Origin of the sequence: Garicola koreensis (assembly GCF_014195445.1) — a bacterium.
In the GTDB taxonomy this organism is placed as follows: Bacteria; Actinomycetota; Actinomycetes; order Actinomycetales; family Micrococcaceae; genus Nesterenkonia; species Nesterenkonia koreensis.
Genome location: NZ_JACIBT010000001.1, coordinates 987,259 through 1,011,299 on the forward strand (window position 1 = coordinate 987,259; position 24,041 = coordinate 1,011,299).

21 protein-coding genes and 2 tRNA genes are annotated in these 24,041 nt (G+C 66.5%); 5 read left to right on the forward strand and 18 right to left on the reverse strand.

Going from position 1 to position 24,041, the window contains the following annotated elements; all coding sequences use genetic code 11:
* Positions 1–70 precede the first annotated feature (70 nt).
* The 10 genes from FHX47_RS04625 to FHX47_RS04670 all read right to left on the reverse strand — a co-directional run bounded on the left by FHX47_RS04625 (position 71) and on the right by FHX47_RS04670 (position 5,918).
* Positions 71–436 carry a type II toxin-antitoxin system VapC family toxin gene (locus FHX47_RS04625; RefSeq protein ID WP_183357654.1) on the reverse strand — a complete coding sequence of 122 codons (366 nt, stop codon included), beginning with the start codon at positions 434–436 and terminating at the stop codon, positions 71–73.
* Positions 433–678, reverse strand: coding sequence for an AbrB/MazE/SpoVT family DNA-binding domain-containing protein (locus FHX47_RS04630; protein WP_183357655.1), 246 nt, complete (start codon positions 676–678; stop codon positions 433–435). Before FHX47_RS04630 ends, FHX47_RS04625 begins: the two co-directional genes overlap by 4 nt.
* Positions 679–784: 106 nt before the next feature.
* On the reverse strand, positions 785–1,033 hold the full coding sequence (locus FHX47_RS04635) for a cupin domain-containing protein (RefSeq protein ID WP_183357877.1): 249 nt from the start codon (positions 1,031–1,033) through the stop codon (positions 785–787).
* A 74-nt stretch (positions 1,034–1,107) separates the two neighbouring features.
* Complete coding sequence (locus tag FHX47_RS04640; RefSeq protein ID WP_183357656.1) at positions 1,108–1,473, reverse strand: nuclear transport factor 2 family protein; 366 nt, start codon at positions 1,471–1,473, stop codon at positions 1,108–1,110.
* 68 nt (positions 1,474–1,541) lie between these two features.
* Positions 1,542–2,480: an NADP-dependent oxidoreductase gene (locus FHX47_RS04645; protein WP_183357657.1), complete on the reverse strand. Its 939-nt coding sequence runs from the start codon at positions 2,478–2,480 to the stop codon at positions 1,542–1,544.
* Positions 2,481–2,531: 51 nt separating this feature from the next.
* Complete coding sequence (locus FHX47_RS04650; RefSeq protein ID WP_183357658.1) at positions 2,532–3,188, reverse strand: histidine phosphatase family protein; 657 nt, start codon at positions 3,186–3,188, stop codon at positions 2,532–2,534.
* Positions 3,189–3,281: 93 nt separating this feature from the next.
* Positions 3,282–3,354: transfer RNA gene (locus tag FHX47_RS04655), tRNA-Glu, on the reverse strand.
* Positions 3,355–3,440: 86 nt separating this feature from the next.
* Positions 3,441–3,512: transfer RNA gene (locus FHX47_RS04660), tRNA-Gln, on the reverse strand.
* 76 nt (positions 3,513–3,588) lie between these two features.
* Positions 3,589–5,124, reverse strand: a complete 1,536-nt coding sequence (gltX, locus tag FHX47_RS04665) for a glutamate--tRNA ligase (protein WP_183357659.1) — start codon at positions 5,122–5,124, stop codon at positions 3,589–3,591.
* 20 nt (positions 5,125–5,144) lie between these two features.
* Positions 5,145–5,918, reverse strand: a complete 774-nt coding sequence (locus FHX47_RS04670) for a fumarylacetoacetate hydrolase family protein (RefSeq protein ID WP_183357660.1) — start codon at positions 5,916–5,918, stop codon at positions 5,145–5,147.
* A gap of 217 nt (positions 5,919–6,135) precedes the next feature.
* Here FHX47_RS04670 and FHX47_RS04675 point away from each other — a divergent pair, with 217 nt between their 5' ends.
* Positions 6,136–7,845 carry a DUF885 domain-containing protein gene (locus FHX47_RS04675; RefSeq protein WP_183357661.1) on the forward strand — a complete coding sequence of 570 codons (1,710 nt, stop codon included), beginning with the start codon at positions 6,136–6,138 and terminating at the stop codon, positions 7,843–7,845.
* A 29-nt stretch (positions 7,846–7,874) separates the two neighbouring features.
* On the opposite strand, the gene FHX47_RS04680 is transcribed toward FHX47_RS04675, so the two are convergent.
* The 8 genes from FHX47_RS04680 to FHX47_RS04715 all read right to left on the reverse strand — a co-directional run bounded on the left by FHX47_RS04680 (position 7,875) and on the right by FHX47_RS04715 (position 18,504).
* Positions 7,875–8,951, reverse strand: coding sequence for a branched-chain amino acid aminotransferase (locus tag FHX47_RS04680; RefSeq protein ID WP_183357662.1), 1,077 nt, complete (start codon positions 8,949–8,951; stop codon positions 7,875–7,877).
* Between the two features lie 57 nt (positions 8,952–9,008).
* Positions 9,009–10,088, reverse strand: coding sequence for a 3-isopropylmalate dehydrogenase (locus FHX47_RS04685; protein ID WP_183357663.1), 1,080 nt, complete (start codon positions 10,086–10,088; stop codon positions 9,009–9,011).
* A 149-nt stretch (positions 10,089–10,237) separates the two neighbouring features.
* A complete protein-coding gene (gene metG / locus FHX47_RS04690) occupies positions 10,238–11,815 on the reverse strand; it encodes a methionine--tRNA ligase (RefSeq protein ID WP_246327912.1) in 1,578 nt (525 codons plus the stop codon).
* A 16-nt stretch (positions 11,816–11,831) separates the two neighbouring features.
* On the reverse strand, positions 11,832–13,427 hold the full coding sequence (gene serA, locus FHX47_RS04695) for a phosphoglycerate dehydrogenase (RefSeq protein WP_183357665.1): 1,596 nt from the start codon (positions 13,425–13,427) through the stop codon (positions 11,832–11,834).
* 154 nt (positions 13,428–13,581) lie between these two features.
* A complete protein-coding gene (gene ilvC / locus FHX47_RS04700) occupies positions 13,582–14,607 on the reverse strand; it encodes a ketol-acid reductoisomerase (RefSeq protein WP_183357666.1) in 1,026 nt (341 codons plus the stop codon).
* Positions 14,608–14,642: 35 nt separating this feature from the next.
* Positions 14,643–15,170, reverse strand: coding sequence for an acetolactate synthase small subunit (gene ilvN, locus FHX47_RS04705; protein ID WP_183357667.1), 528 nt, complete (start codon positions 15,168–15,170; stop codon positions 14,643–14,645).
* 2 nt (positions 15,171–15,172) lie between these two features.
* On the reverse strand, positions 15,173–17,053 hold the full coding sequence (locus FHX47_RS04710; protein WP_183357668.1) for an acetolactate synthase large subunit: 1,881 nt from the start codon (positions 17,051–17,053) through the stop codon (positions 15,173–15,175).
* Positions 17,054–17,331: 278 nt separating this feature from the next.
* Positions 17,332–18,504 carry a 3-isopropylmalate dehydrogenase gene (locus FHX47_RS04715; protein WP_183357669.1) on the reverse strand — a complete coding sequence of 391 codons (1,173 nt, stop codon included), beginning with the start codon at positions 18,502–18,504 and terminating at the stop codon, positions 17,332–17,334.
* Between the two features lie 203 nt (positions 18,505–18,707).
* Between FHX47_RS04715 and FHX47_RS04720 the strand changes: the two genes are divergently transcribed.
* Genes FHX47_RS04720 through FHX47_RS04735 form a run of 4 tightly spaced genes read left to right on the forward strand, consistent with a single transcriptional unit; the run spans position 18,708 to position 24,030 of the window.
* A complete protein-coding gene (locus FHX47_RS04720; RefSeq protein WP_183357670.1) occupies positions 18,708–20,168 on the forward strand; it encodes an aldehyde dehydrogenase family protein in 1,461 nt (486 codons plus the stop codon).
* Between the two features lie 17 nt (positions 20,169–20,185).
* Positions 20,186–20,968: an SDR family NAD(P)-dependent oxidoreductase gene (locus FHX47_RS04725; RefSeq protein WP_183357671.1), complete on the forward strand. Its 783-nt coding sequence runs from the start codon at positions 20,186–20,188 to the stop codon at positions 20,966–20,968.
* A 51-nt stretch (positions 20,969–21,019) separates the two neighbouring features.
* Positions 21,020–22,456, forward strand: coding sequence for an amidase (locus FHX47_RS04730; RefSeq protein WP_183357672.1), 1,437 nt, complete (start codon positions 21,020–21,022; stop codon positions 22,454–22,456).
* A complete protein-coding gene (locus tag FHX47_RS04735) occupies positions 22,453–24,030 on the forward strand; it encodes an ABC transporter substrate-binding protein (protein ID WP_183357673.1) in 1,578 nt (525 codons plus the stop codon). The genes FHX47_RS04730 and FHX47_RS04735 overlap by 4 nt, the downstream gene beginning before the upstream one ends.
* The last annotated feature ends 11 nt before the right edge of the window (positions 24,031–24,041 follow it).

The following is a 24,041-nucleotide window of genomic DNA, read 5'->3' on the forward strand; positions in this document are numbered from 1 at the left end:
GCTAAGAAGCCGGCGGGCCCGATCATTCCGACAAAAATCCAGCAAGTCCCACGAGGCTGCCACGGCCTCGCTACCTGATCTGCCGGATCCTTCGCCCACTGCCCCAAGCGCGATCGGCAGTCATCACTGTGTCATCGAACCGTGTGCCCAGAGCGATACAGAGTCTATCGGCGAGGGACAGTCCACGCCCGGGTTCCCAGATTTCAGCAGCCACTTCTGCATCCGTCTCAGTCACCGGTTCAACACGTAATCCGTAGCTTTTCAGGACTGTGCTCACCATATTCCAGTCCCCATTTGCGGCGGCGATCTTTTGCGCCACCTCGGACCAGTTCGCCGCGCTGACGCGCACTTCGGCGTCAAGTGCCTCCTCTACGACATCCTGACCCAATTCGCTCTTCAAGAACGCGAGCAACGCTGAAGCGTCGATGACAGTCATGCGGCCTGGTCGTCCCGCTCGGCCTCAAGTCGTCGCTCCGACAGGAGCTCTTCGACCAGTTCTTTACCTTCCAGCTGTTGTCGGATGCGTTCGCGTGCCTGCTCCCGGGACATGAGAACTACACCGTCTGCAGTGTCGACGAAGACCAAAGGGGTGCCCGCCCTCCAGCGTTGTCGATTGCGCATTTCGGCGGGGATGACCAGTCGTCCTCGGTCGCCTAAAGTGACGTGTGTGGTATTCATGTACTCATGATCCCACCACAGGGCATCCAGTGGGAACCCTGAGTTCTTCAACTCTCAGAAATTCCGGACGATCTGCCTGGTGCCGCCTCGCGCGCCGAGGCAGCTGTCACTCGGCGAATTCGAACGTGATCTCGTGGGGCATGACGTGGACTGCTTTGAAAGCCGGGTCTGCGACCACCTGGTGCCATGCATCGGAGGGAACGATGAAGGACTCTCCTGCTTCCACTGCATGGTCCTGATCGGTGAACTTCAGAACACAGCGTCCCTCGGTCACCACCAGCACGGATTCGACGGAGGCAGTGTGCCGCGGGAAGGGCTGCCCCGAGGCGCCCTCCATTCGCTTGGTCGTAAACATCGAGCCTACTTGCAGCGGCGTCACTTTCTTCACAGCGCAGTCCTTTCACATATCCGTCACGCAGTGTGGTCTGGTCATTCTGGAACCGGAGTCTGCTGGTACGAAGCCAGCCGCCACTTCCCATCGCGCCGGACATAGACGCTGGACATCAATGCCCGGAATTCCGGATCTTCCCCGTGCCGCCAGGCGGTGCCCCGGTAGGCAAGGACTGCGCATTCATCAGTGAGCTCGATGAGACGCGGCTCGGTAATCTCATAGTGGCTCCAGGCGGGCGCATCGTTGAGTGAGTCGATGACCTGCTGGCGATCGAAGACGTAGCCGTGGGTCAGGATCATGACGCCGTCGTCGAGCATCAGCGTGCCGTAGAAGTCTGCACCGCTGCTCTCACACAGCGACTGCCAGCCGCGGTGCTCCACGTCGAGAAGGTCATCCAGAACCATGCGGCACAGCTGCCTCTCCTACGGTCGGGGAACACCACTGCTCACCATCCACGCTAGGTCGGACTCGTTCAGAACTCAATGACGAGTCGGCCCCGGACGCCTCCGCCCTCCAGCCTGCGGTGAGCCTGGGCTGCCTGATCCTTCGGCAGGGTGTCTGCGACCCGCAGCCTGAGCTTCTGCTGCCGTGCCAGCTGGCTCAGCTCATCGAGTTTCTCCTGGGCAGTCGCATACTCGCGCACCCAGACCGGTTGGAAGCGGGTGCCGCGCTCCCCGGGCTCCTGGTAGCCGCGGATGGTGATGATCGTGGCCTCATCGGCCAATGCTGGTGCCAGGCTCTGGTGCAGCATGGCACCATCGACCGCGCCGTCGACCCCGTCGGGGAAATGCTCGCGAACCCGTTGGGCAAAACCCTCGCCGCGGGGCAGCACCAGATCAGCGCCGAGTTCAGCGACCAGGGCCTCGTCCGCCTCGGCGGCATCTGCGACCACCCTCAGCCCGGCCAGCTTGGCAAGCTGAATCGTGTAGCCGCCCATCGCGCCCGCACCACCGGTCACTGCGAGCACGCTGCCTGGAGCCAGTCCCAGGATGTCCAGCGCCAGCCGGGCGGTCAGGCCGTTCATGGGCAGCGTGCTCGCTTCGACGTGGCTGGCGCCCTCCGGTGCGCGGACAGCGGATTCAGCCGGCACCACGATCTGCTCCGCGTACGCCCCATGGGTGCCGGAGGGCACGACCACAGCGATCACGTGGTCGTTCACGGACAGCTCGGTGTCCGTTCCGGGACCGATTTCGACCAGCACACCGGCTGCGTCCATTCCCGGCACATGAGGCGGGGAGGGGGCCTTCGACCCGCTGGTTCCTGTGCCCTGCCGTCTCATCAGGTCGGTGGGGTTGACCGCTGCGGCGTGCACGCGGATGCGCAGCTCGCCGGGTCCGGGGGTGGGGGTCGGGAGGTCGAGAACTTCAAGGACGTCCGGTCCGCCTGGTGTGCTGAATCCCACTGTTTTCATACCGGGCACAACTTCAGTGCCTGACGCCGTATTCCGCCGCCGGAAGCCGTTCTAGGCGGGCTCGCCGGTGGGATCCTCGGCGATTTCAGAAGCCAGCTCAGCCCCACCGATCGGATCAGAGGTCCAGTCCAGCAGCCGCCACCCGGTGGAAGGGTCGCCTTCCATCTCCAGGGCCCCGGTGTTGGCGAAGTGGTGCCGGGTCAGGGCGTCGACGTCGACTCCTTCCACCCGTGATCTGCTCCAGGTGCGGATCGCGGCCCCGTGCGAGACCACCACTGCGCTGCGCCACCCCGATGCCGCAATGTCAGCGATCGCCTGATCGAACCGGCTGAAGAATGCCCGACCATCAGGGCCGCCGGGCATGCTGCGGTGCAGCTCGCCGCCGGACCAGGCGAAGGCGGTCTCAATATAGGTCCGTTGGGACGGTTCGTCATCGGCCATCTCCAGGTCGCCGGCCTCGATCTCCGCAAGGCCGGGGATGATCAACTTCTCCATCCCGCGCTGGTGCAGCAGCGGTGCCGCAGTCAGCGAGGTGCGCAGCAGCGAGGAGACGACGACGGCATCCACCTCACGGTCCTGAAGCACCTGGGGCACCGCCTCAGCCTGCCGCTGCCCCAACGGTGTCAGGCCCGGGCCGGGCGCTCCGGTGTCCAGCAGACCACGTACGTTCGACGGCGTTTGGCCGTGCCGAAGCATCAGAATTCGCATCTCTTCAGCCTCTCACAGCACACCGGAAGTCCGGGCGCAGCACAGAGCCCCAGGCCGATTCGACCTGGGGCTCTGTGCTGTATGAAATTCTCGTGACCCCAGCGGGATTCGAACCCGCGTTACCGCCGTGAGAGGGCGGCGTACTAGGCCTCTATACGATGGGGCCATATGCTGTTTTCATAAGTAATGCTCCCGCTCTGCGGGAGCTGAGGTAGCTTATCAAGCCACAAGTCTGAGCTGCAAATCAGACCGCTGGGCTACTAGGACTCGAACCTAGAATAACGGTACCAGAAACCGACGTGTTGCCAATTACACCATAGCCCAATGCTTTGTCTGCCCAACCGGGCAACGCCACACAACTTTACACGAGCATCGGCAGACTCAGCAAACCGCGCTGCGCTCAGCCCCGAGCTTCGGCCAGTCCGCGGAACCGGGCGATGCGCTTCAATGAAGATTCCCTGCCCAAAAGCTCCATCGACTCGAACAGCGGTGGGGACACCTTCCGGCCGGAGACGGCTGAGCGGACCGCGCCGAAGGCCTTGCGGGGCTTCAGACCCAGCCCATCGATCAGCGCCTCACGCAGCGCAGACTCAACGGCCTCGGTGCCCCAGGCGTCGTCGTCGAGCTTCTCCAGGGCCGCCGTGGAGGCGTCCAGCACCTGCAGGACCTCATCGGAGGGCCCGATGCCGCTGAAGGCCTTCTCCTCGATCGGCAGATCCTGATCAGCCACGAACAGGAAGGCCATCATGTCCGCACCCTCGGCCAGCAGGGCAATGCGTTCCTGCACCAGCGGTGCCGCACCGTCGAGCAGCTGGGCCTCCCGCTCGGAGAGCTCCTCGCCGATGAGCTGCTGCGCCCGCAGGTAGGGCGCCAGCCGGTCGCGGAAGTCTTTGGCCTGAAGCCGGCGGATGTGGGTGCCGTTGATCGCCTCGGCCTTCTTCACGTCGAACCGGGCCGGGTTGCTGAGCACATCGGTGACGTCGAAGTTCTCCACCAGCTCATCGACGGTGAAGATGTCCTCATCGGCTGCCAGTGACCAGCCCAGCAGCGCCAGGTAGTTCAGCAGCCCCTCACGGATGAACCCGCGGTCGCGGTGGTGGAAGAGGTTCGCCTGCGGGTCGCGCTTGGAGAGCTTCTTGCTCCCCTCCCCCAACACGTAGGGCAGGTGGGCGAAGGCCGGCAGGTGCTCGGCAACCCCGACGGCGTACAGCGCCCGGTACAGCGCAATCTGGCGCGGTGTGGAGCTGAGCAGATCTTCGCCGCGCAGCACGTGGGTGATGCCCATCAGCGCGTCGTCGACCGGGTTGACGAAGGGGTAGAGCGGCTCACCGTTGGCTCGGGCCACCACAAAGTCCGGTGTGGAGCCGGCGGTGAAGGTGATCTCACCGCGGACCAGGTCGGTGAAGGTGATGTCCTCATCCGGGACCCGAAGCCGCAGCACCGGCTGACGTCCCTCCGCTTCGAAGGCAGCCACCTGATCGGCGGTGAGGTCGCGGTCGTAGTTGTCGTAGCCGAGTTTGGGATCCCGGCCGGCAGCCCGGTGGCGCTGCTCGACCTCCTCGGCTGTGGAGTAGGCCCTGTAGACGTAGCCGGCCTCCAGCAGTTTGGTCAGCACCTCCTGATAGAGCTCGCCGCGCTGGGACTGCCGGTAGGGCTCATGCGGGCCGCCGGTCTCTACGCCTTCGTCCCAGTCCATGCCCAACCAGCGCAGCGCCTCCACCAGCTGCAGGTAGGACTCCTCCGTGTCGCGCTTGGCGTCGGTGTCCTCGATCCGGAAGACCAGTTTGCCGTTGGTGTGGCGGGCGTAGGCCCAGTTGAACAGGGCGGTGCGGATCAGCCCCACATGCGGGGTGCCGGTGGGTGAGGGGCAGAACCTCACCCGTACCGGTGTGGTGGCCTCCACCAGCGGGATTGAGGCCTCAGCAGCTGCGCTCATAGCGTGGTGTGTTCGTCCTTTCAGGAGCGGAAGAAGTTGGTCAGGGTGCCGATGCCTTCGACTTCGGCTTCGAAGCGGTCGCCCTCGGTGACCTGCCCCACCCCGGCCGGGGTGCCGGTGAGGATCACGTCGCCGGGCAGCAGCGTCATCGCCTGTGAGATGTAGTTGACCAGTTCGGCCACGCCGAAGATCATGTCTGCGGTGCTGCCGTCCTGGACGGTCTCTCCGTTGAGTCGGCCGGTGACCCGCAGGTCCTCGCTGTCCAGCTGGGTCTCGATCCAGGGGCCCAGCGGCACGGAGGTGTCGAATCCCTTGGCGCGAGCCCACTGGCCGTCGGTGCGCTGGGCGTCGCGGGCGGTGACGTCGTTGGCCACGGTGTAGCCGTAGATGACCTCGGAGACCCGGTCCAGCGGCACGTCCTTACAGATGCGGCCGATGACGACCGCGAGCTCAGCCTCGTAGCTGACCTCCTCGGAGAAGGCCGGCATGGTGACCGGCTCATTGGGGCCGACCACCGCAGTGTTGGGCATCAGGAACAGCAGCGGCGAGGCCGGGGCATCGTTGCCCATCTCTTTGGCGTGGTCCAGGTAGTTGCGGCCCACACCGATGAGTTTGGAGCGCGGAATGATGGGGGCGACCAGCCGGACGTCGTCGAGCTTATGGGTCTGTCCGGACTCCTTAATGCCCTGGTAGAAGGGGTCTCCCACCAGTTCGATGATGGATTCCTCCCCCTCAGCGCCGGCGAGGATTCCATAGGCGGGCTCAGCGTCGGTGACGAATCGGCAGATCTTCATGGCTTCACCCTATCGCCCTCAGGGCGGCCGCGCCGAGTTGCTCGACCAAGTCACCCTGCTGTGATCCCCGCAGGTGTTTCATGTCCACGTCGCAGACGGCGCCAGCTGAAACAGGGACGGGGAATACCGCAGGCGCCCAAGCGAATCACCCAGACCATGGTGCACTTCAGCAGGACATTCACCTGCGAAAGAATCGGCCTCTGGCAGGATTGGTCGCATGAGCAGTCTTGAGGATGCCCGCACCCCACGTCAGCTGGCAGACGCCTACGTGCACCGGTTGGCCGAGTTGGAGCCGCAGGTGGCCACCGCGCTGGGGCTGAACCCCGACGACCAGCGGATGCCCGACTACTCTCCGGCGCGGCACCGAGCGCGCACAGACCTGGGCCACCAGGTGCTCGCCCGGCTGGATGAGCTGCAGGCCCAGGCCCCAGCTGAGGGTTTCGACCAGGTTGAGGCCCGCTGCGCCACGCTGCTGCGCGACCGGATCGGAGTCGAGCTTCAGATCACCGAGACCGGTGAGCAGCTGCTGGTGCTGCGCAATATCGCCTCCCCCATCCACGGGGCGCGCTCCCTGTTTCTGATGATGCCCACCGCCACCGAGGCAGATTGGAAGGTGATCGCGGCCCGGATGGCGAAGTTCAGCGACTGCTATGCGTCCCTGAGAGAAACCCTGGAGGAGGGACGACGTCGTCAGATTCTGTCGGCGCCGCGGCAGGTGGAGACCATCATCGATCAGCTGGGTGAGTGGATCAGCGACCAGGCGACCAGTGGTGGGACCAGCTGGTTCCACCACTTCGTGGCCAACGGGCCCACAGTGCTGCAGCAGAGCCTGCGACGGGCCGCCGACTCTGCGGTGGTCGCAGTCTCCGATATGCGCAGCTACTTGGGTGAGACCTATCTGCCGGCCGCCCAGGGTGTGCCCGACGCGGTGGGCCGTGATCGCTATCTGCTCAACACCCGTCGCTGGACGGGCGCTTCCATCGACCCGGAGGAGGTCTACGCCTGGGGCTGGGCGGAGTATCAGCGGATCGATGCGCAGATGCGTGAGCTGGCCGAGCAGATTCGGCCCGGCTCCACCCCGGTGGAGACCATGGCCTGGCTCGATGAGCACGGTAAGCGTGTGGAGGGTGTCGAGGAAGTGCGTCAGTGGCTGCAGCAGATGATGGACTCGGCGATCACCGAACTGGACGGCACCCACTTCGAGATCGCCGAACCGATCAGAACTGTGGAGGCGAGAATCGCCCCGGCCGGCAGTGCGGCCGCCCCCTACTACACCCGGCCCTCGGTGGACTTCGCCCGGCCGGGCCGCACTTGGCTGCCGACCCAGGGCCGCACAGTCTTCCCCCTCTATGACCTGGTCTCCACCTGGTATCACGAGGGGGTGCCCGGCCACCATCTGCAGCTGGCGCAGTGGGCTCATGTCTCCGGTGAGCTCTCGCTGTTTCAGACCACCATCGGCTCCTCCTCCGGCGCCACGGAGGGGTGGGCGCTCTACGCTGAGCGGCTGATGGATGAGCTGGGCTGCCTCGACGCCGAAGAGCGTATGGGCTACCTGGAAGCCCAGATGATGCGCGCAGTACGGGTGGTGATCGACGTCGGGATGCACCTTCAGCTGCCCGTCCCCGCTGACTCCCCCATCGCACCGGGTCAGAGGTGGACCCCGGAGCTGGCCGAAGAGTTCTTCCGGCTGCACTCTGGACGGTCCCGGGAGTTCATCGCCTCAGAGATCGTGCGGTATCTGGGCTGGCCCGGCCAGGCGATCAGCTACAAGTTGGGTGAGCGCGCGTGGCTCAGCGGTCGCGAAGCCGCCCGAACCGCCCATGCTGCACGCGGTGCGAAGTTCGACCTGAAGGCCTGGCATATGAAGGCGCTCTCACTGGGCGCCCTCGGCCTGGACGACTTGGAGGCTGCGCTGGCTGAACTCTGAGCTGCTCGGCTCAGTCCAGGTCAGCCTGTTCAGGCCAGCCGGTGCAGCCAACCGTGCCGGTCTTCGACCGTGCCGGTCTGGATGCCCAGCAGCTCATCACGGATCGCCTGGGTGACCTCCCCGGTGCCGGTGGAGGCGATGGTCTTCTCCCCATCGACCAGCTCACCGATCGGTGTGATGACGGCGGCGGTGCCGCAGGCGAAGACTTCGGTGATGGTGCCTTCGTCGACGCCGCGCTCCCACTCCTGAAGCGTGATGCGGCGCTCCTCGACGGTGAGGCCGCGGTCCTGGGCCAGCTGGATGACCGAGGAGCGGGTGATGCCCTCCAGGATCGTGCCGGTCAGCGCCGGGGTGAGCAGCCGCCCATCGTTGGTGACCAGGAAGACGTTCATACCGCCGAGCTCTTCAATGGCGTTGTCGTGCAGCGGGTCCAGGAACAGCACCTGGTCGCACCCCTGCTCCGCGGCCTGCTGCTGGGGCAGCAGCGAGCCGGCGTAGTTGCCGCCGGTCTTGGCGGCGCCGGTGCCGCCGGGGGCGGACCGGTTGAATTCCCGGGAGACCCAGATCCGCACCGGCTTGAGCTCACCGCCGAAGTAGTTGCCCGCCGGTGAGGCGATGACCCGGTAGCTGATCTCCTTGGCCGGCCGCACTCCCAAAAACGCCTCAGTGGCGAACATGAAGGGCCGCAGGTACAGCGCCTCCCCCTCACCGTCGGGAACCCACTGCTTGTCTGCGGCCACCAGCTGCTCCAGCGACTGGATGAACACCTGCTCATCCAGCTGCGGCAGCGCCATACGCTGGGCCGATCTGTTCATCCGGGCCGCGTTGGCGTGCGGCCGGAAGGTGTAGATGCTGCCGTCGTCGTGCCGGTAGGCCTTCATGCCTTCGAAGACCTCCTGGGCGTAGTGCAGCACTGCCGCCGCCGGGTCCATGCTGATCGGCCCATAGGCTTCTACCCGGTGGTTGTGCCAGCCGGCCTCTGCGGTCCAGTCGATCACCGCTGTGTGGTCGGTGAAGTGGGTTCCGAAGCCGGGGTCCTGAAGAATCTGGGCGATCCGCTCAGCCGAGGTCGGGTTGTGGTGCGCTTCAACAGTGAAGTCGGTCATGGCGATACGGACCTTTCGTTCCGGTGAGACGGGTGCTGGTGCACACTCTAGCGGTGCTCAGCTCACAGCGGCAGGGGTGAGCCGGGACACGAAGGCATCCCCGCGTTGAGCTGTGCTCAGGCCGTGCCCGGTCTGCGACCGCGCCCATTCGCGCAGCTGGTCGTGCACGGCCGATTCGATGCGCGCGGCCGCGCTGCTCAGGCCCAGGTGGTTGAGCATCAGGGCTGCGGAGAGCACTGCGGCACTGGGATCGGCGATCTGCTGCCCAGCAATGTCCGGTGCCGAGCCGTGGACCGGTTCGAACATCGAGGGCGCACTGGCCTCCTGATTGATGGAGGCCGAGGGGGCCAGGCCGATGCCCCCGGAGACCGCTCCGGCCAGATCGGTGAGGATGTCGCCGAAGAGGTTGTCGGTGACTATCACGTCAAAGCGCTGCGGGTTGGCCACCATGTGGATGGTGGCGGCGTCGACGTGCATGTAGTCCCAGCTGACCTGCGGGTGCTTGGCCGCTTCGGCCTCGACTGTGCGTCGCCACAGGTCACCGGCGTGGGTGAGCACATTGTGCTTGTGCACCAGGGTCAGGTGTCCGCGTCGGGACTCGGCCCGTCCGAACGCGTCGGCGACCACCCGGGACACCCCGTGGGCGGTGTTGACGGAGACCTCGGTGGCGATCTCCTGCGGCGTGGCCCGGCGCAGGGTTCCGCCGTTGCCCACATAGGGGCCCTCAGTGCCCTCACGCACGACGACGAAGTCGAAGTCCTCCTCGGAGGCCAGCGGTGTCGCCACCCCCGGATAGGTGCGCACCGGGCGCAGGTTGATGCTGTGATCCAGTTCGAAGCGCAGCTTCAGCAGCAGGTCCCGCTCGATGAGCCCGGAGGGGATCCGCTCGTCCTGCGGGTCCGCGCCGACGGCGCCGAAGAGGATCGCGTCGTGGCCGCGCAGCTTCTGCAGGGTCTCATCGCGCAGCGTCTCACCGGTGGCCAACCAGTGTTCGGTGCCCAGGGAGTACTCGGTGTAGGTCAGCTGGGCGTCCTGATCAGCCAGGGCGGCGTCGAGGACTTTGCGAGCCTCAGCCACGACCTCGGGGCCGATGCCGTCGCCGCCGATGACTGCGATGTCGAACTGCTTGGTACTCACGTGCTGCTCCTGACGTTGTAGATGATCTGCGCCATCTCTGCGCCTTAGTCACTGCGCTCCCCTGCGCTTTATCACCCGGTTATCGGGTGATCACCGTCCTCTGCGGGGGTGATGATCCGATAACACGGTGATAATTGCTCGGGGGGGGGTTAGTCTTCGTGGCGCGGGAAGATGGGCTTGGGCTTCTCGACCGGGGTGCCGGGCACCAGCTGCTCGTCGAAGGCGGCGAGGGATCGCGGTCCGGTGTTGGAGGCGTTGGTGGCTCCGGCGTCGCCGGCGGCGGGCACACTGAGCGCGTCCAGCAGCTTGGTCGCCGATTCGGGCATCACCGCCTGGGCCAGCAGCGCCACTTTGCGGATCACCTCGGCGGTCACGTAGAGGACTGTGGCCATGCGTGCCGCGTCGGTCTTCTTCAGCTGCCAGGGCGCCTGGTCTGCGAAGTAGGCGTTAGTCTCCCCCAGCACGTACCAGGTGCGCTCCAGCGCCCGGTGGAAGTCCTGCACCTGGTAGGCGGCCCGGTTGATCTCCAGCAGCTCTTCGGCCTGTGCGAGGATCGCCCGGTCGGCCTGAGCCAGCTCACCGGGCTGCGGGATCGCACCCTCGCAGTTCTTCACGATCATCGACAGGCTGCGCTGGGCCAGGTTGCCCAGGTTGTTGGCCAGGTCCGAGTTCTTACGCCCGACGACGGCGTCGTGGGTGTAGGAGCCGTCCTGACCGTAGGGGAACTCGCGCAGCAGGAAGAAGCGCACCGCATCCAGTCCGTAGGTGTTCACCCAATCCTCCGGGGCGACCACATTGCCCACCGACTTGGACATCTTCTCCCCGGCGTTGTGCAGGAAGCCGTGGATCATGACTCGCTTGGGCAGCTCCACCTTCGCGCTCATCAGAAAGGCCGGCCAGAAGATGCAGTGGAACCGGGAGATGTCCTTGCCGATGATGTGCAGATCTGCCGGCCAGTAGGTGGTGAAGTCCTCGGCGTCGGTGTCCGGGAAGCCCACACCGGTGAGGTAGTTGGTCAGGGCATCGACCCAGACGTACATCACGTGGCCCGGGGACTCCGGGACGGGGATTCCCCAGCTGACCGAAGTGCGGGAGATGGACAGGTCATCCAACCCCGCCTCCACAAACCGGATCACCTCATTGAACCGGCTTCGGGGTCCGCCGAAGTCCGGGTTGGCCCGGTAGAAGTCCAGCAGCGGCTGCTGGTACTTGGAGAGCCGAAAGAAGTAGGACTCCTCCTCGGTCCAGGTCACCTCGGTGCCCGTCTCGGTGGCGATGCGCTGACCGGAGGCGTCCACCTCGGTCTCCTCCTGGGTGAAGAACCGCTCATCGCGGACCGAGTACCAGCCGGCGTAGGTGTCCAGGTAGATGTCGCCGGCCTCGCGCATCCGTGTCCAGATCGCAGCCGAGGCCCGGTAGTGATCGGCGTCGGTGGTGCGGATGAACCGGTCGTAGCTGATGTTGAGCACTTCGTCGTCGACCCGTTTGAAGGCCGCGGCGTTGCGGTCCGCCAGCTGCTGGGCGGTGACGCCCAGTCCCGCAGCCGTCTGCTCCATCTTGGAGCCGTGCTCATCGGTGCCGGTCAGAAAGCGCACCTGGTAGCCGTCCAGACGCTTGAACCGCGCCATCACGTCGGCGGAGACATACTCGTAGGCATGGCCGATATGCGGCTCACCGTTGGGGTAGGTGATCGCCGTGGTGATGTAGTACGTGGGCTGCTCTGCCATGAGTGTCTGCTGGCTCCTACTTCTCTTCCAGATCCACTTCGGCCGCCAGTGCCGCCTCAACTGCGGTGCTGATGGTCTCCAGCGCCCCGGCCGGCAGTGCGGAGTCGATGGTCAGCACCGCCAGCGCCCGGCCTTCCTTGGTGTTCTGGCTGATCTGCATGCCGGCGATGTTGATGGTGTGCTCGCCTAAGATTTTACCCAAAGCAGCGACGACGCCGGGCCGGTCGGAGTACTCGAAGACCACCAGGTGGTCACTGAGTGGGATCTCCAGGTCGTAGCCGTTGATGCCGACGATCTTCTCAATCTGCTTCGGTCCGGTCAGTGTGCCGCGAACCTCGAACTGAGTGCCGGAGGAGGTGGAGGCACGAATGGTGAGCACGTTGCGGTAGTCCTCCACCTCGGTGGCGGTGCTCAGCCGGGTGGAGATGCCGCGCTGCTCTGCCAGCACCGGTGCGTTGACGTAGCTGACCGGGTCCTCGACCACATCGGTGAAGATGCCCTTCAGCGCTGCCAGCTTCAGGGCGGAGACGTTGTAGTCGGCGATCTCGCCGGCCGCTTCGGCCTCCACGTCGGTCAGCGCCTCGGTGGTCATCGCGGTGACCACCCGGCCCAGCTTTTCGATCAGCGGGATCCCGGGGCGGACCAGCTCGTCGATGGCCCCGCCGGCGACGTTGACCGCATCGGGGACCAGCTCCCCGTCCAGGGCCAGGCGCACTGAGCGGGCCACCGAGACCCCGGCCTTCTCCTGGGCCTCATGGGTGGAGGCGCCCAGGTGGGGGGTGACCACCACGTTCTCCTCGCCGAAGAAGTCCAGGTCGGTGGAGGGTTCGGTGGCGAAGACGTCGATGGCCGCACCGCCGATGGTGCCGGCGCGCAGCGCGGCCGCCAGGTCGTCCTCGTCAATCAGCCCGCCGCGGGCGACGTTGACCAGGTGCACCGAGTCCTTCATCTTCCCGAAGGCCTCAGCGTTGAGCATGCCCAGCGTCTCCGGGGTCTTGGGCATGTGGATGGTGATCACATCGGACTTCTCGTAGAGCTCGTCGAGGCTGACCAGCTGCACGCCGAGCTGGTGGGCGCGGGCTGCGGTCACATACGGGTCGTAGGCGAGGATCTCCATGTCGAAGGCGGCCATGCGTTCGGCCACCAGCCCGCCGATGCGGCCCAGCCCGATCACTCCCAGTGTCTTGTCCTGCAGCTCGAGGCCGGTGTACTTGGAGCGCTTCCACTGGCCGGCCTTCAGCGCCTCATGCGCCGGGGAGATGTGCCGGGCCAGACCCAGAATGTGGGCGCAGGTCAGCTCGGCGGCGGAGACGATGTTCGACGTCGGGGCGTTGACCACCATGACCCCGGCCTCAGTGGCGGCGGGCACGTCCACGTTGTCCAGCCCCACCCCGGCCCGGGCGATGACGCTGAGGTTCTTTCCGTGGGAGAGCAGCTCGGCGTCCACCTGGGTGGCGGAGCGAACCATGAGCGCCTCGGCGTCGGCGATGTCGGCAAAGAGCCGGGGTCTGTCGGTGCCGTCGGACTGGCGGACCTCAAAGTCCGGGCCCAGCGCCTCAACGGTCGCGGGTGAGAGTTCCTCGGCTAGGACGACGACGGGACGAGTGCTCACTAGGTTCCTTACTGTTCTGCTGGTGATGTGCCGCGGTGTGCAGTGGTGCGCAGGGGCGCGAATGCCTCAGGTGGGCGCTAAGCGCCGGAATAATCGGCCCCGAGGCCTGGATTCCGGCGCTTATCGCCCACTACAGCCTAATACGTCGTGCGCTCTAGCGTGCGGCAGTGCCCTCGGTGTAGTCGTCGTCGGTGGGGATCCAGGAGAACAGCTTGCGCAGCTCGCGTCCGGTCGACTCGATCGGGTGGGACTGGTTCTTCTCGCGCAGCTGCTGGAACTCCTTGGCCCCGCTGCGCTGATCGTCCATGAAGCGCTTGGCGAAGGCCCCGGACTGCACGTCGGCCAGCACCGACTTCATGTTCTCCTTCACATCCGGGGTGATCACCTGCGGTCCGCCGACGTAGTCGCCGAACTCGGCGGTGTCGGAGATGGACCAGCGCTGCTTGGTCAGCCCGCCTTCGACCATGAGGTCCACGATCAGCTTCAGCTCGTGCAGCACCTCGAAGTAGGCGATCTCCGGCTTGTAGCCGGCCTCGGTGAGCACCTCGAAGCCGTACTGGACCAGGTGGCTGGCACCGCCGCAGAGCACCGCCTGCTCGCCGAAGAGGTCAGTCTCCGCCTCTTCGGTGAAGGTGGTCTCGATGACTCCGGCGCGGGTGGCGCCGATCCCTTTGGCGTAGGCCAGGGCAATTTCTTTGGCATTGCCGGAGGGGTTCTGCTCCACCGCCACCAGGGCCGGCACGCCGCGGCCGGCCTCGAACTCGCGGCGCACCACGTGGCCGGGGCCCTTGGGTGCGACCATGGCGACGTCGACGTCTGCTGCCGGCTGGATGTAGTCGAAGCGGATGTTGAAGCCGTGGGAGAAGAACACCGCGTTGCCGGGGCGCAGGTTCGGGGCCACATCGGTGGTGTACACATCGGCCTGGTGCTGATCGGGCACCAGCATCATCACAACGTCGGCGGCCTCGGCGGCCTCGGCGACGGTGGCGACCTTCAGGCCCTGCTCCTGGGCCTTGGCCCGGGAGGCGGAGCTCTCTTTGAGCCCGACGACGACGTCGACTCCGGAGTCGCGCAGGCTCAGCGCGTGGGCGTGGCCCTGGGAGCCGTAGCCGATGATGGCCACAGTCTTGCCGGACAGCACGGACAGGTCGGCGTCGTCGTCGTAATAGAGGTCAGTCACAGTGGTTTCTCCTGAGGTTGTTGCGGTGGTTGATCTTATTTGAAGGCTTTGTCGGTCATGGACTTGGAGCCGCGGGAGATCGCCAGTTTGCCGGAGCGGACGATCTCACGCACCCCAAAGGGTTCCAGGACGCTGAGCAGCGCCTCGAGCTTATCGGTGGCGCCGGTGGCTTCGACAGTCAGCGACTCGGTGGAGACGTCGACGATCTTGGCGCGGAAGAGCTCCACCGCTTGGGTGACCTGCAGCCGGGTGGCGGCATCGGCCCTGACCTTGATGAGCAGGTGTTCGCGCTGCACGGAGTTGCCGGTCTCCAGCTCGACGATCTTGATGACGTTGATCAGCTTATTGAGTTGCTTGGTGATCTGCTCCAGCAGGTGGGAGTCGGCGCTGACGGCCACGGTGATCCTGGAGAGACCGTCGACCTCACTGGGACCCACGGCCAGCGAGTCGATGTTGAAGGCGCGCCGGGCGAAGAGCCCGGAGACCTTGGAGAGCACGCCGGGGACGTCTTCGACCAGCACCGACAGTGTGCGGCGGGTGGTGGTGTCAGCCTCAGCTGCCATGGTCAGTCCTCCTCATCGTCGAAGTCCGGGGTCATATTCCGTGCTACCTGGATGGCGCTGTTGGAGACGCCGGCCGGCACCATGGGCCAGACCATGGAGTCCCGGGAGACCACGAAGTCGATGACGACCGGGCGGTCATTGATCTCCAGGGCTTCGGCGATGACCGAGTCGATGTCCTCCTCGCGTTCGCAGCGCAGTCCGGCGCAGCCGTAGGCCTCGGCGAGCGCGACGAAGTCCGGCACCCGGACCACCTGGTCACCGGTGGCGCTGACGGCGGTGTTCAGGTGTGTGTTGGAGTAGCGCGACTCGTAGAACAGGGTCTGCCACTGCCGGACCATGCCCAATGAGGAGTTGTTGATGACGGCGACCTTGATGGGGATCCGGTTGATCGCGCAGGTGGCCAGCTCCTGGTTGGTCATCTGGAAGCAGCCGTCGCCGTCGATGGCCCACACGGTGCGGTCGGGGTTGCCGACGGCGGCACCCATGGCGGCGGGCACCGCGTAGCCCATGGTGCCCAGCCCCCCGGAGTTCAGCCACTGGCGGGGACGCTCGTAGTCCACGAACTGGGCGGCCCACATCTGGTGCTGGCCCACGCCTGCGACGTAGACGGCCTCGGGCCCGGAGGCTTCGCCGATCTTTTGGATGACCTGCTGGGGTGCGGTCTGCCCGTCCTCGGGGGCGGTCCAGCCCAGCGGATAGGTCTCGATGAGCCGCTGCAGCCTGGCCCACCAGGAATCGAGGTCCGGATGGCCCTCAGCGGCGAAGGCCTCGCGCACCGCGGCGGTGAGGTCGGGGATGATCGACTCCAGCGAGCCGACGATCGGCACATCGGCGAAGCGGTTCTTGGAGATCTCAGCAGGGTCGACGTCGGCGTGGATGACTTTGGCCTCCGGGGCGAAGGACTCCAGCTGGCCGGTGACCCGGTCGTCGAAGCGTGCGCCCAGGGTGATCAGCAGGTCAGCCTGCTGCAGTGCGGCCACCGCGGAGACCGAGCCGTGCATACCGGGCATCCCCACGTTCAGCGGATGCGAGTCGGGGAAGGCCCCGCGTGCCATCAGGGTGTTGACCACCGGGGCCCCCACGGTCTCGGCCAGCTCACGGAACTCACGGTGCGCCTCTGATTTGATCAGCCCGCCGCCGAGGTAGAAGACCGGCCGCTGGGCGGAGGCTGTGAGCTTGGCGGCTTCGCGGATCTGCTTGGAGTGGCCGCGGGTGACCGGCTTGTATCCGGCCAGTCCGATCTTCGGCGGCCAGGAGAAGGTGGTCGCCGCCGCCTGGGCGCTCTTGGTGATGTCCACCAGCACCGGGCCGGGCCGGCCGGAGGAAGCGATGTGGAAGGCCTCGGCCATCACCTGGGGGATCTCATCGGCGTCGGTGACCAAGTAGGCGTGTTTGGTGATGGGGTTTGAGATGCCGACGATATCGGCTTCCTGGAACGCGTCGGTGCCGATGACGCTGGCGTTGACCTGTCCGGTGACGGCCACCATGGGCACCGAGTCCATGTCCGCGTCGGCCAGGGCGGTGACCAGGTTGGTCGCCCCGGGCCCGGAGGTGGCGAGGCAGACTCCGACTCTGCCGGTAGCCATCGCGTAGCCCTGGGCGGCGTGGCCGGCACCCTGTTCGTGCCGGACCAGGATGTGGTTGATCTGCTCGGAGTCCATCAGCGGATCGTAGGTCGGCAGGATCGCACCACCGGGGATGCCGAACACATCGGTGACGCCCAGCTCCTCCAGGCTGCGGATGATGGCCTGACTGCCGGTCACCGACTCGGACGCCACGCTGCGCCCGGGGCCGTAGAGTCGAGCTTCGGCGCTGGTGATGCGCCCGCTGCGCGGCGGATGCGCGGCGGCCGAAGTGGGGCTTTCCTGTGTGGGAGTGCTCATGTGTTCTTCCCTGCCTTGCTCGGTTTCAATCCCGCCCGATGCCCCTGCACAGACGAAACCCCGGCTGCCGGAGTCCCTGTCGGGGCCCTCGTGCCGGGGTGAACGATTGGTGTGCGTCAGTGCATGCCAAGCAGTCCGCTCATGCCCCGGCGGGGGTAATGACGGGTACTACTGCAGCAGATAGCAATGTGCGCATGACCCCAATCGTTGCCGCAGGCACCGGGGAAGTCAATCCCCGGCTGAAGCCGTCTCATTATTCGGACTCCCGCTGGGCAGGCTCACCCAGCCGCTGCGTGCCCCTGTGCAAGCCCACCCTGTGCAGTTCCACCCAGTGCAAGCCCACCCAGTGCGCTCATCAGCGACCGTGCCCCGGCCTCACTCTGCGGGGCCTCGATGCTGGAGACCCGATCGGCAATCAGCTCGCCCAGCTCCTCGGTGCTGCGCCCCATGTCGGGTCCGGCCAGGCTCGGCAGCTCTGCCAGGACGGAGGCCACCGCCGCTTCCAGGATCAGCGCAGCTGTGCGCTCCCCCAGACCGGCCAAGCACATCGCGGCCGACAGGGCCGCGGCAGCCGGGTTCGCCCATCCTTTGCCTGCGATATCAGGCGCGGAGCCGTGCACCGGCTCGTACATGCTCGGGGCAGTTCCGCGCGGGTTGTAGTTGGCGCCGGCCGCGAGCCCCAGCCCACCCTGCACAGTGGCGCCCAGGTCACTGATGATGTCGCCGAAGAGGTTGTCGGTGACGACGACGTCGAACCGGCCCGGGTCCAGCGGCAGGTGCTGGCACATGGCGTCGGCGTGGACGTAGTCGTGCTCGACCTGCGGATACCGCTGGCCGATCTGATCGACGGTGTCCTGCCACAGCCCTCCGGCGTGGAGCAGGATGTTGGTCTTGTGGCACAGGGTCAGTCGTCCGCGGCGTGCCTGGGCCAGCTGGAAGGCGAATTCGACCGTCTCCGCAGTGGCGGCGGCGGTGGTGATCGAGTTCTGCAGGGCCACGGCGTGCTCCGTGCCAGCGTGGGAGAGCGATCCGCCGCCGGTGTAGAGGCCCTCGGTGTTCTCCCGTATCACCACCAGGTCGCAGTTCTGGGCGGTCACACCCCGGACAGGACTCTCCACGCCCGGGTAGAGGCGCACCGGGCGAATATTGACCGATTGGGCGAACGCGACGCGCAGAGCGACGATCAGTCCGCGCTCCAGGATGCCCGGTGCTACTCGCGGGTCCCCCACGGCACCCAGCAGTATGGCGTCGTGCTCGCGCAGGGCCGAGACGGTCTCCTCCTCCAGCACCACGCCGGTGCGCAGGTAGCGTTCGGCCCCCAAATCGAAGTCGGTCGCCTCAATGCTGAAGCCGCAGCGTGCCGCCGCGGCGTGGACCCCGGCCAGCGCGGCCCGCGTCACGTCGGGGCCGATGCCGTCGCCACCCACAACGGCCAGCTTGTATGCGTTCATCCTGGTGCGTCCTCCCCATTCTGACCTGCCCGAAGACTGCGGCAGGGACCGTGTCTCCGGCTAACTCGTGGCCCCGACTGACTTGACCGTTCAGTGAGATGTGGACCACACTATAACTGCCGCGTCACTGGTCTGACCAGCAGACAAGGGTTTGACTAGCAGACGGGTCCGTCACCGCATCCCGGCGAGGAGGAGCAGACCAGATGAGCCACCAGGCGTTCGCACTGCCGAGCATCCCGCAGGGACTGCCGGTGGGACCGGACTGGGTCACGGATATGCCCACCGCCGCTGTGACCTTTCCCTACGATGATTCGCTCATCGCCCACGCGCCGGTGGGACAGCCCGAGCACGCCGAGCAGGCTCTGGCCAGCGGCGCTGCTGCGGTGAAGCCGGTGGGCCGGCTCACCTCCGAGGCCCGGCGGGCCATACTCCTTGAGGTGCATGCGCAGCTGCACCGTCACCGGGCGGAGCTCACCGACCTGCTCATCGCAGAGTCCGGCAAGACCCGGCGGGACTGTGAGGTGGAGGTCTCCCGCACCCTGTTCACCTGGTCGGCGGCCGCTGAGGAGGTCGGCCACATTCACGGCGAGACCGTCCCGCTGGACATGCAGGCATCAGGGGCGGGAATGGTCGGATTCTGGAGCCGCCGGCCGATCGGCCTGGTGGTGGGCATTGCGGGGTTCAACGCGCCCCTGCTGCTGGCAAGCCACAAGATCGCCCCCTCCATTGCCGCCGGCTGCCCGGTGATCTGCAAACCGGCTCCGGCCACTCCCCTGGCGACGCTGTGGCTGGCCGCACTGGTCCGCAAGGCCGCCGCCGCACATGGGGCGCCGCCTGAGATCATCCAGGTGATCACCGGAGACGCCGAAGTGGGCAGCCTGCTGGTCAGAGACTCCCGCGCTGCCGCCGTCTCGTTCACCGGATCCGACGCAGTGGGCCATCAGATTGCCCGCGACGCCGCCCCGCGCAAGACCCTGCTCGAGCTGGGGTCCAACACTGCGCTGATCGTTGATGCCCAGGCCGACCTGGCCAAGGCAGCCGACGCGGTGGTGCGCGGCGGCTACTACTTCAACGGCCAGGCGTGCATCGCCGTGCAGCGGGTCATCGTCTGCGATGCCGTGCGCGACGAGTTCCTGGCTGAACTCACACCCCGCGTCGCAGCCCTGCAGCTCGGCGATCCGCGCGAACCTGAGACTCAGGTGGCGCCGCTGATCAATGAAGCAGCCACTGAGCGCACTCTGGCCTGGATTCACAGCGCCCAGCAGGCAGGCGCCCAGCTGCTTCACGGAGGAACCGTCCGCGGGCGCACCGTGGAGCCGACGGTGCTGCTCGATGTGCCGCAGACGGCGCAGGCCTGGTGCGAGGAGATCTTCGCCCCGGTGGTCGCCGTCCGGTCGGTCCCAGACCTGGATGCCGCTCTGGAGGCCGCCAACCGTTCGCGCTACGGGCTGCAGGCCAGCATCTTCACCCGCTCGCTGGCCAACGCCTTCAGAGCGATTGAGGAGCTCGAGGTGGGAGGAGTCGTGGTCAACGAGGTGCCGGGGTTCCGCTCCGACATCATGCCCTACGGCGGAGTGAAGGACTCCGGCATCGGCCGGGAGGGCCCCCGGTTCGCCATTGAGGAACTGACCGTCACCCGGATGGCCATCATCCGGCCGGAATGAAGTGAGGCACCAGCAGCATGGATCAGAGGGACCAGAAGGGCACCTACAGTGACCTGTTTCGGCTGGACGGGCGCCGCGCGCTGATCATCGGCGCCGGCGGCATCGGCGCCGAGGCCGCCCGAGCGCTGTCCGACCACGGCGCGCTGATCACCTGCGCCGACCGCGACGGCGACGCGGCCCAGGCTGCCGCGGCGGCGGTGGGAGGTCAGTCAGCAGAGCTGGACATCACTGATTCTGAGGCTGTTCGCCACGCGGCCGAGAGTTTGCCGGAGGTCGACGTCGTCGTCCTCACTGCGGCGATGAACGTGCGCAAGCGGATTTTGGACTATTCGCCCGAGGAGTTCGACCGTGTCGTGGACCTGAATCTGCGCGGCACCTTCTCGGTGATCAAGTACTTCGGCGAAAAGATGGTGGAGCGCGGGCGCGGCAGCATCATCATCTTCTCCTCCATCCGCGACCAGGTCGTCGAGCCCGGCCAGTCGGTCTACGCGGCGACGAAGGCCGGAGCTGTCCAGCTGGTGAAGACTGCGGCCGCGGAGTTCGGCGAGCTGGGGGTCAGAGTCAACGCGGTCTCACCGGGGGTGGTGGAGACCCGGCTGACCAGCCAGATCAAGTCCGACCCCCAGTGGCACCAGGCCTATGCGGCCAAGAGCGCGCTGGGCCGGTGGTCGCTGCCGGCTGAACTGGCCGGTGCCGTGGTCTACCTCGCCTCCGATGCCGCCAGCTACGTCACCGGCACCACACTGCGGGTCGACGGCGGGTGGACGGCGGTGGACGGCCGCTTCACCCCACCGGCCTAGCTTCAGCCCGAATCCGTGACCCCACAACTATCGAATCAGCAGGGTGAGTATATGCAGTCCCAGTCAGCAGCCGACCTTCCCGATCTGGACGCGGGCCAGCTCAGCGCGGCCTACGCCGCCGGTGAGCTGAGCCCGGTGGAGGTGGTCACCGCGTGCCTGCGCCGGATGGATGAGCGTGAGCCGGCGCTGCGGGCCATGTACGACAGGTACGACGACGACGCAGTGGCCGCCGCCGAGTCCTCCCGCCGCCGCTGGGAGCAGGGCACCCAGCGCGGACCCCTGGACGGTATTCCCATCACCCTGAAGGAGAACCAGGCGGTGGCCGGCCGGCCCACCATTCTGGGCTCAGCCTCCACAGAGCCCACACCGGCGCCGCAGAACTCCCCGGTGGTGGACGCAGCCCTGGATGCTGGCGCGTCCATTCTGGGGCGCACCACCATGTCTGAGCTGGGGATGCTCTCCTCCGGCATCGCCTCGGCCCATCCGATCACCCGCAACCCGTGGAACCTGGACTGGGCTCCCGGCGGGTCCTCCTCAGGAGCCGGAGCCGCATCAGCCGCCGGCTACGCTCCGATCAACCTGGGCTCGGACATCGGCGGCTCCATCCGGCTGCCCGCCTCATGGTGCGGGATCGCCGGCTTCAAGCCCAGCTACGGCCGGATCGCGGTGGATCCGCCCTACCCCGGACGGACCATCGGCCCGATGGGACGCACCGTGGCCGACTTGGCTCGGTCCATGGGCGCACTGACCGGTCCGCATCCGGCCGACCCGTGGTCCTTGGCCGCCGACGACACAGATTGGGGTGATCTGGGTCTCAGCATCGCGGGCCTCAGAGTCGGTATAGTCCTCGATGTGGGGGACGGCACCGCAGCAGATTCAGAAGTCGTTTCCGTGGTCCGCCGGGCCGCGGAGACTTTCGCTGCCGCCGGCGCAGAGGTCACCGAGATTCCCCCGTACCTGGCACCGGGCACCGTCAGCCTGGTGGACACGTTCTGGCGAGCCAGCCACTGGCGGAACTACCAGCAGAAGTCCCCCGAGCAGCAGGCCAAGATGCTGCCCTTCATCGCGCAGTGGTGCCGGGCGGCGTCGACGATCACCGCCGAGGAGGCCCTGGAGGCCCACGACGCCCAGATCACGCTGGGCCGCAGCGTGCTCAGCGCTACTGAAGGCTTCGACGTCGTGCTCTCCCCCGTCTCCCCGGAGCCGGCCTTCCCCGCGGAATGGCCCATGCCCTCCAACGATGTGGACACCGCCATGTCGCATATCCACTTCTGCGTGGGGTACAACTTCGCCGGTATGCCCGCAGCCAGTGTCAACGGCGGGTTCACCGAGGCAGGCAGCCCGGTCGGCGTGCAGATCGCCGCACAGCGGCACCAGGATCGCACCGCGCTGGCCGCAGCGGCCTTCTTCGAAGCACAGCGCCCCCAGGACGCGGTACGACCATGGCCGCAGGTCAGCGCCGCGCATCAGCACACACCCGCACCATGAGAGAAAAGGACACCCTGATGAGACCAGCTCGATTCAGCAAGGCACTCACCGCCGGCCTGGCCGTCGGCGCACTCGCCCTCACCGCATGCGGGGCCGGCGGCGACGATGCCACCAACGGCGGCGACAGCGGCGCTGAGGGCGGCACTGAGGCAGGCACCGGGTCGGCCTCCGACGCCAATGTCAACATCGGCATGTTCGCCGTGCCGGCCAACCTGGACTACACCACCACCGGTGGCGCGGCAGTCTTCGAGGCCCTGCTCTACAACGTCTACGAGGGGCTGGTGCGCTTAGACGCTGACGGAGAGGTCCAGCCGCTGCTGGCTGAGTCCTGGGAGATCAGCGACGACGGCACCGAGTACACCTTCCAGCTGCAGGAAGGGGTCACCTTCCACGACGGCACCGAATTCAACGCCGACATCGTGAAGTTCTCCTTGGAGCGTCTGGACGAATGGTCCGCCAACACCCCTGAGATGCTCTCGGCAGTGGAGTCGGTGGAGGTCGTCGATGACCACGAGGTCACCGTGATGCTCTCCGAGCCGGACTACGACGCGCTCTTCTGGCTCGCCGGACCGTTGGGCACCATGTTCGCCCCGGACAGCGTGGACGATCTGGCCACGGAGGCCAACGGGACCGGACCGTTCGAGTTCGTCACCTACGAGAACGCCGTCCGGATGGAGCTCGCCCGCAACGACGACTACTGGGGGGAGGCTGCCGGAGTGGCAGGTGTGGAGCTGACCTACTTTGAGGACGCCTCAGCAGCTGCCAACGCGATCCGCACCGGCGGCGTCGATGCGATCCTGCGCTCCGAGGCCTTCGACCAGTTCGAGAGCTTCGAGGCTGAGGAGGACATCGAAGTCCACGTGGGCTCCAGCCAGGGTGTGGTGGTGATGTCGATGAACCAGGAACATGAGGCGCTCGCGGAGCCTGAGGTGCGCCGGGCCATCCACACCGCCATCGACAAGGAGGCTGTTCTGGCTGCCGCCACAGCAGGCTACGGGGAGATTCTGGGCGGGCCCAGTGTGCCGACCGACCCCTACTTCACCGATTTCTCCGGCACCTACGAGTACGACCCCGCCGCCGCCGAAGAGATGCTGGCCTCAGCCGGCGCCGAGGACGTGTCGCTGACCTTCAACGTGCCCAACCGCTCCTACGCCGAAGCCTCTGCTCAGGTGATCCAGGACAACCTGGAGGACGTCGGCATCGAAGTAGACCTGCAGACCCAGGAGTTTCCGGCCGTCTGGGTGGAGGAGAACATGGTCAACCAGGACTTCGACCTAGCCATCATCAACCACGTCGAACCCCGCAATATGGCCAACTACGCCAACCCTGACTACTACTGGGGCTACGACTCAGCCCAAGCCCAGGATCTGTTCGACCAGGCTGCCGCCGCCACCGATGATGACGAGTACGTCTCCACGATGGAGGAGCTGACCGAGGTCATCGTCGAGGATTCCCCGGGGGCGTGGCTGTACAACCCGCCGAACGTCGGGCTCACTACTGAGGGCATATCAGGGCTGCCGCTGAACGACCTGGGTGTGGGCATCGACCTCTCTGACGTCACCGTCTCCGAGTAACCCAGGCCTCC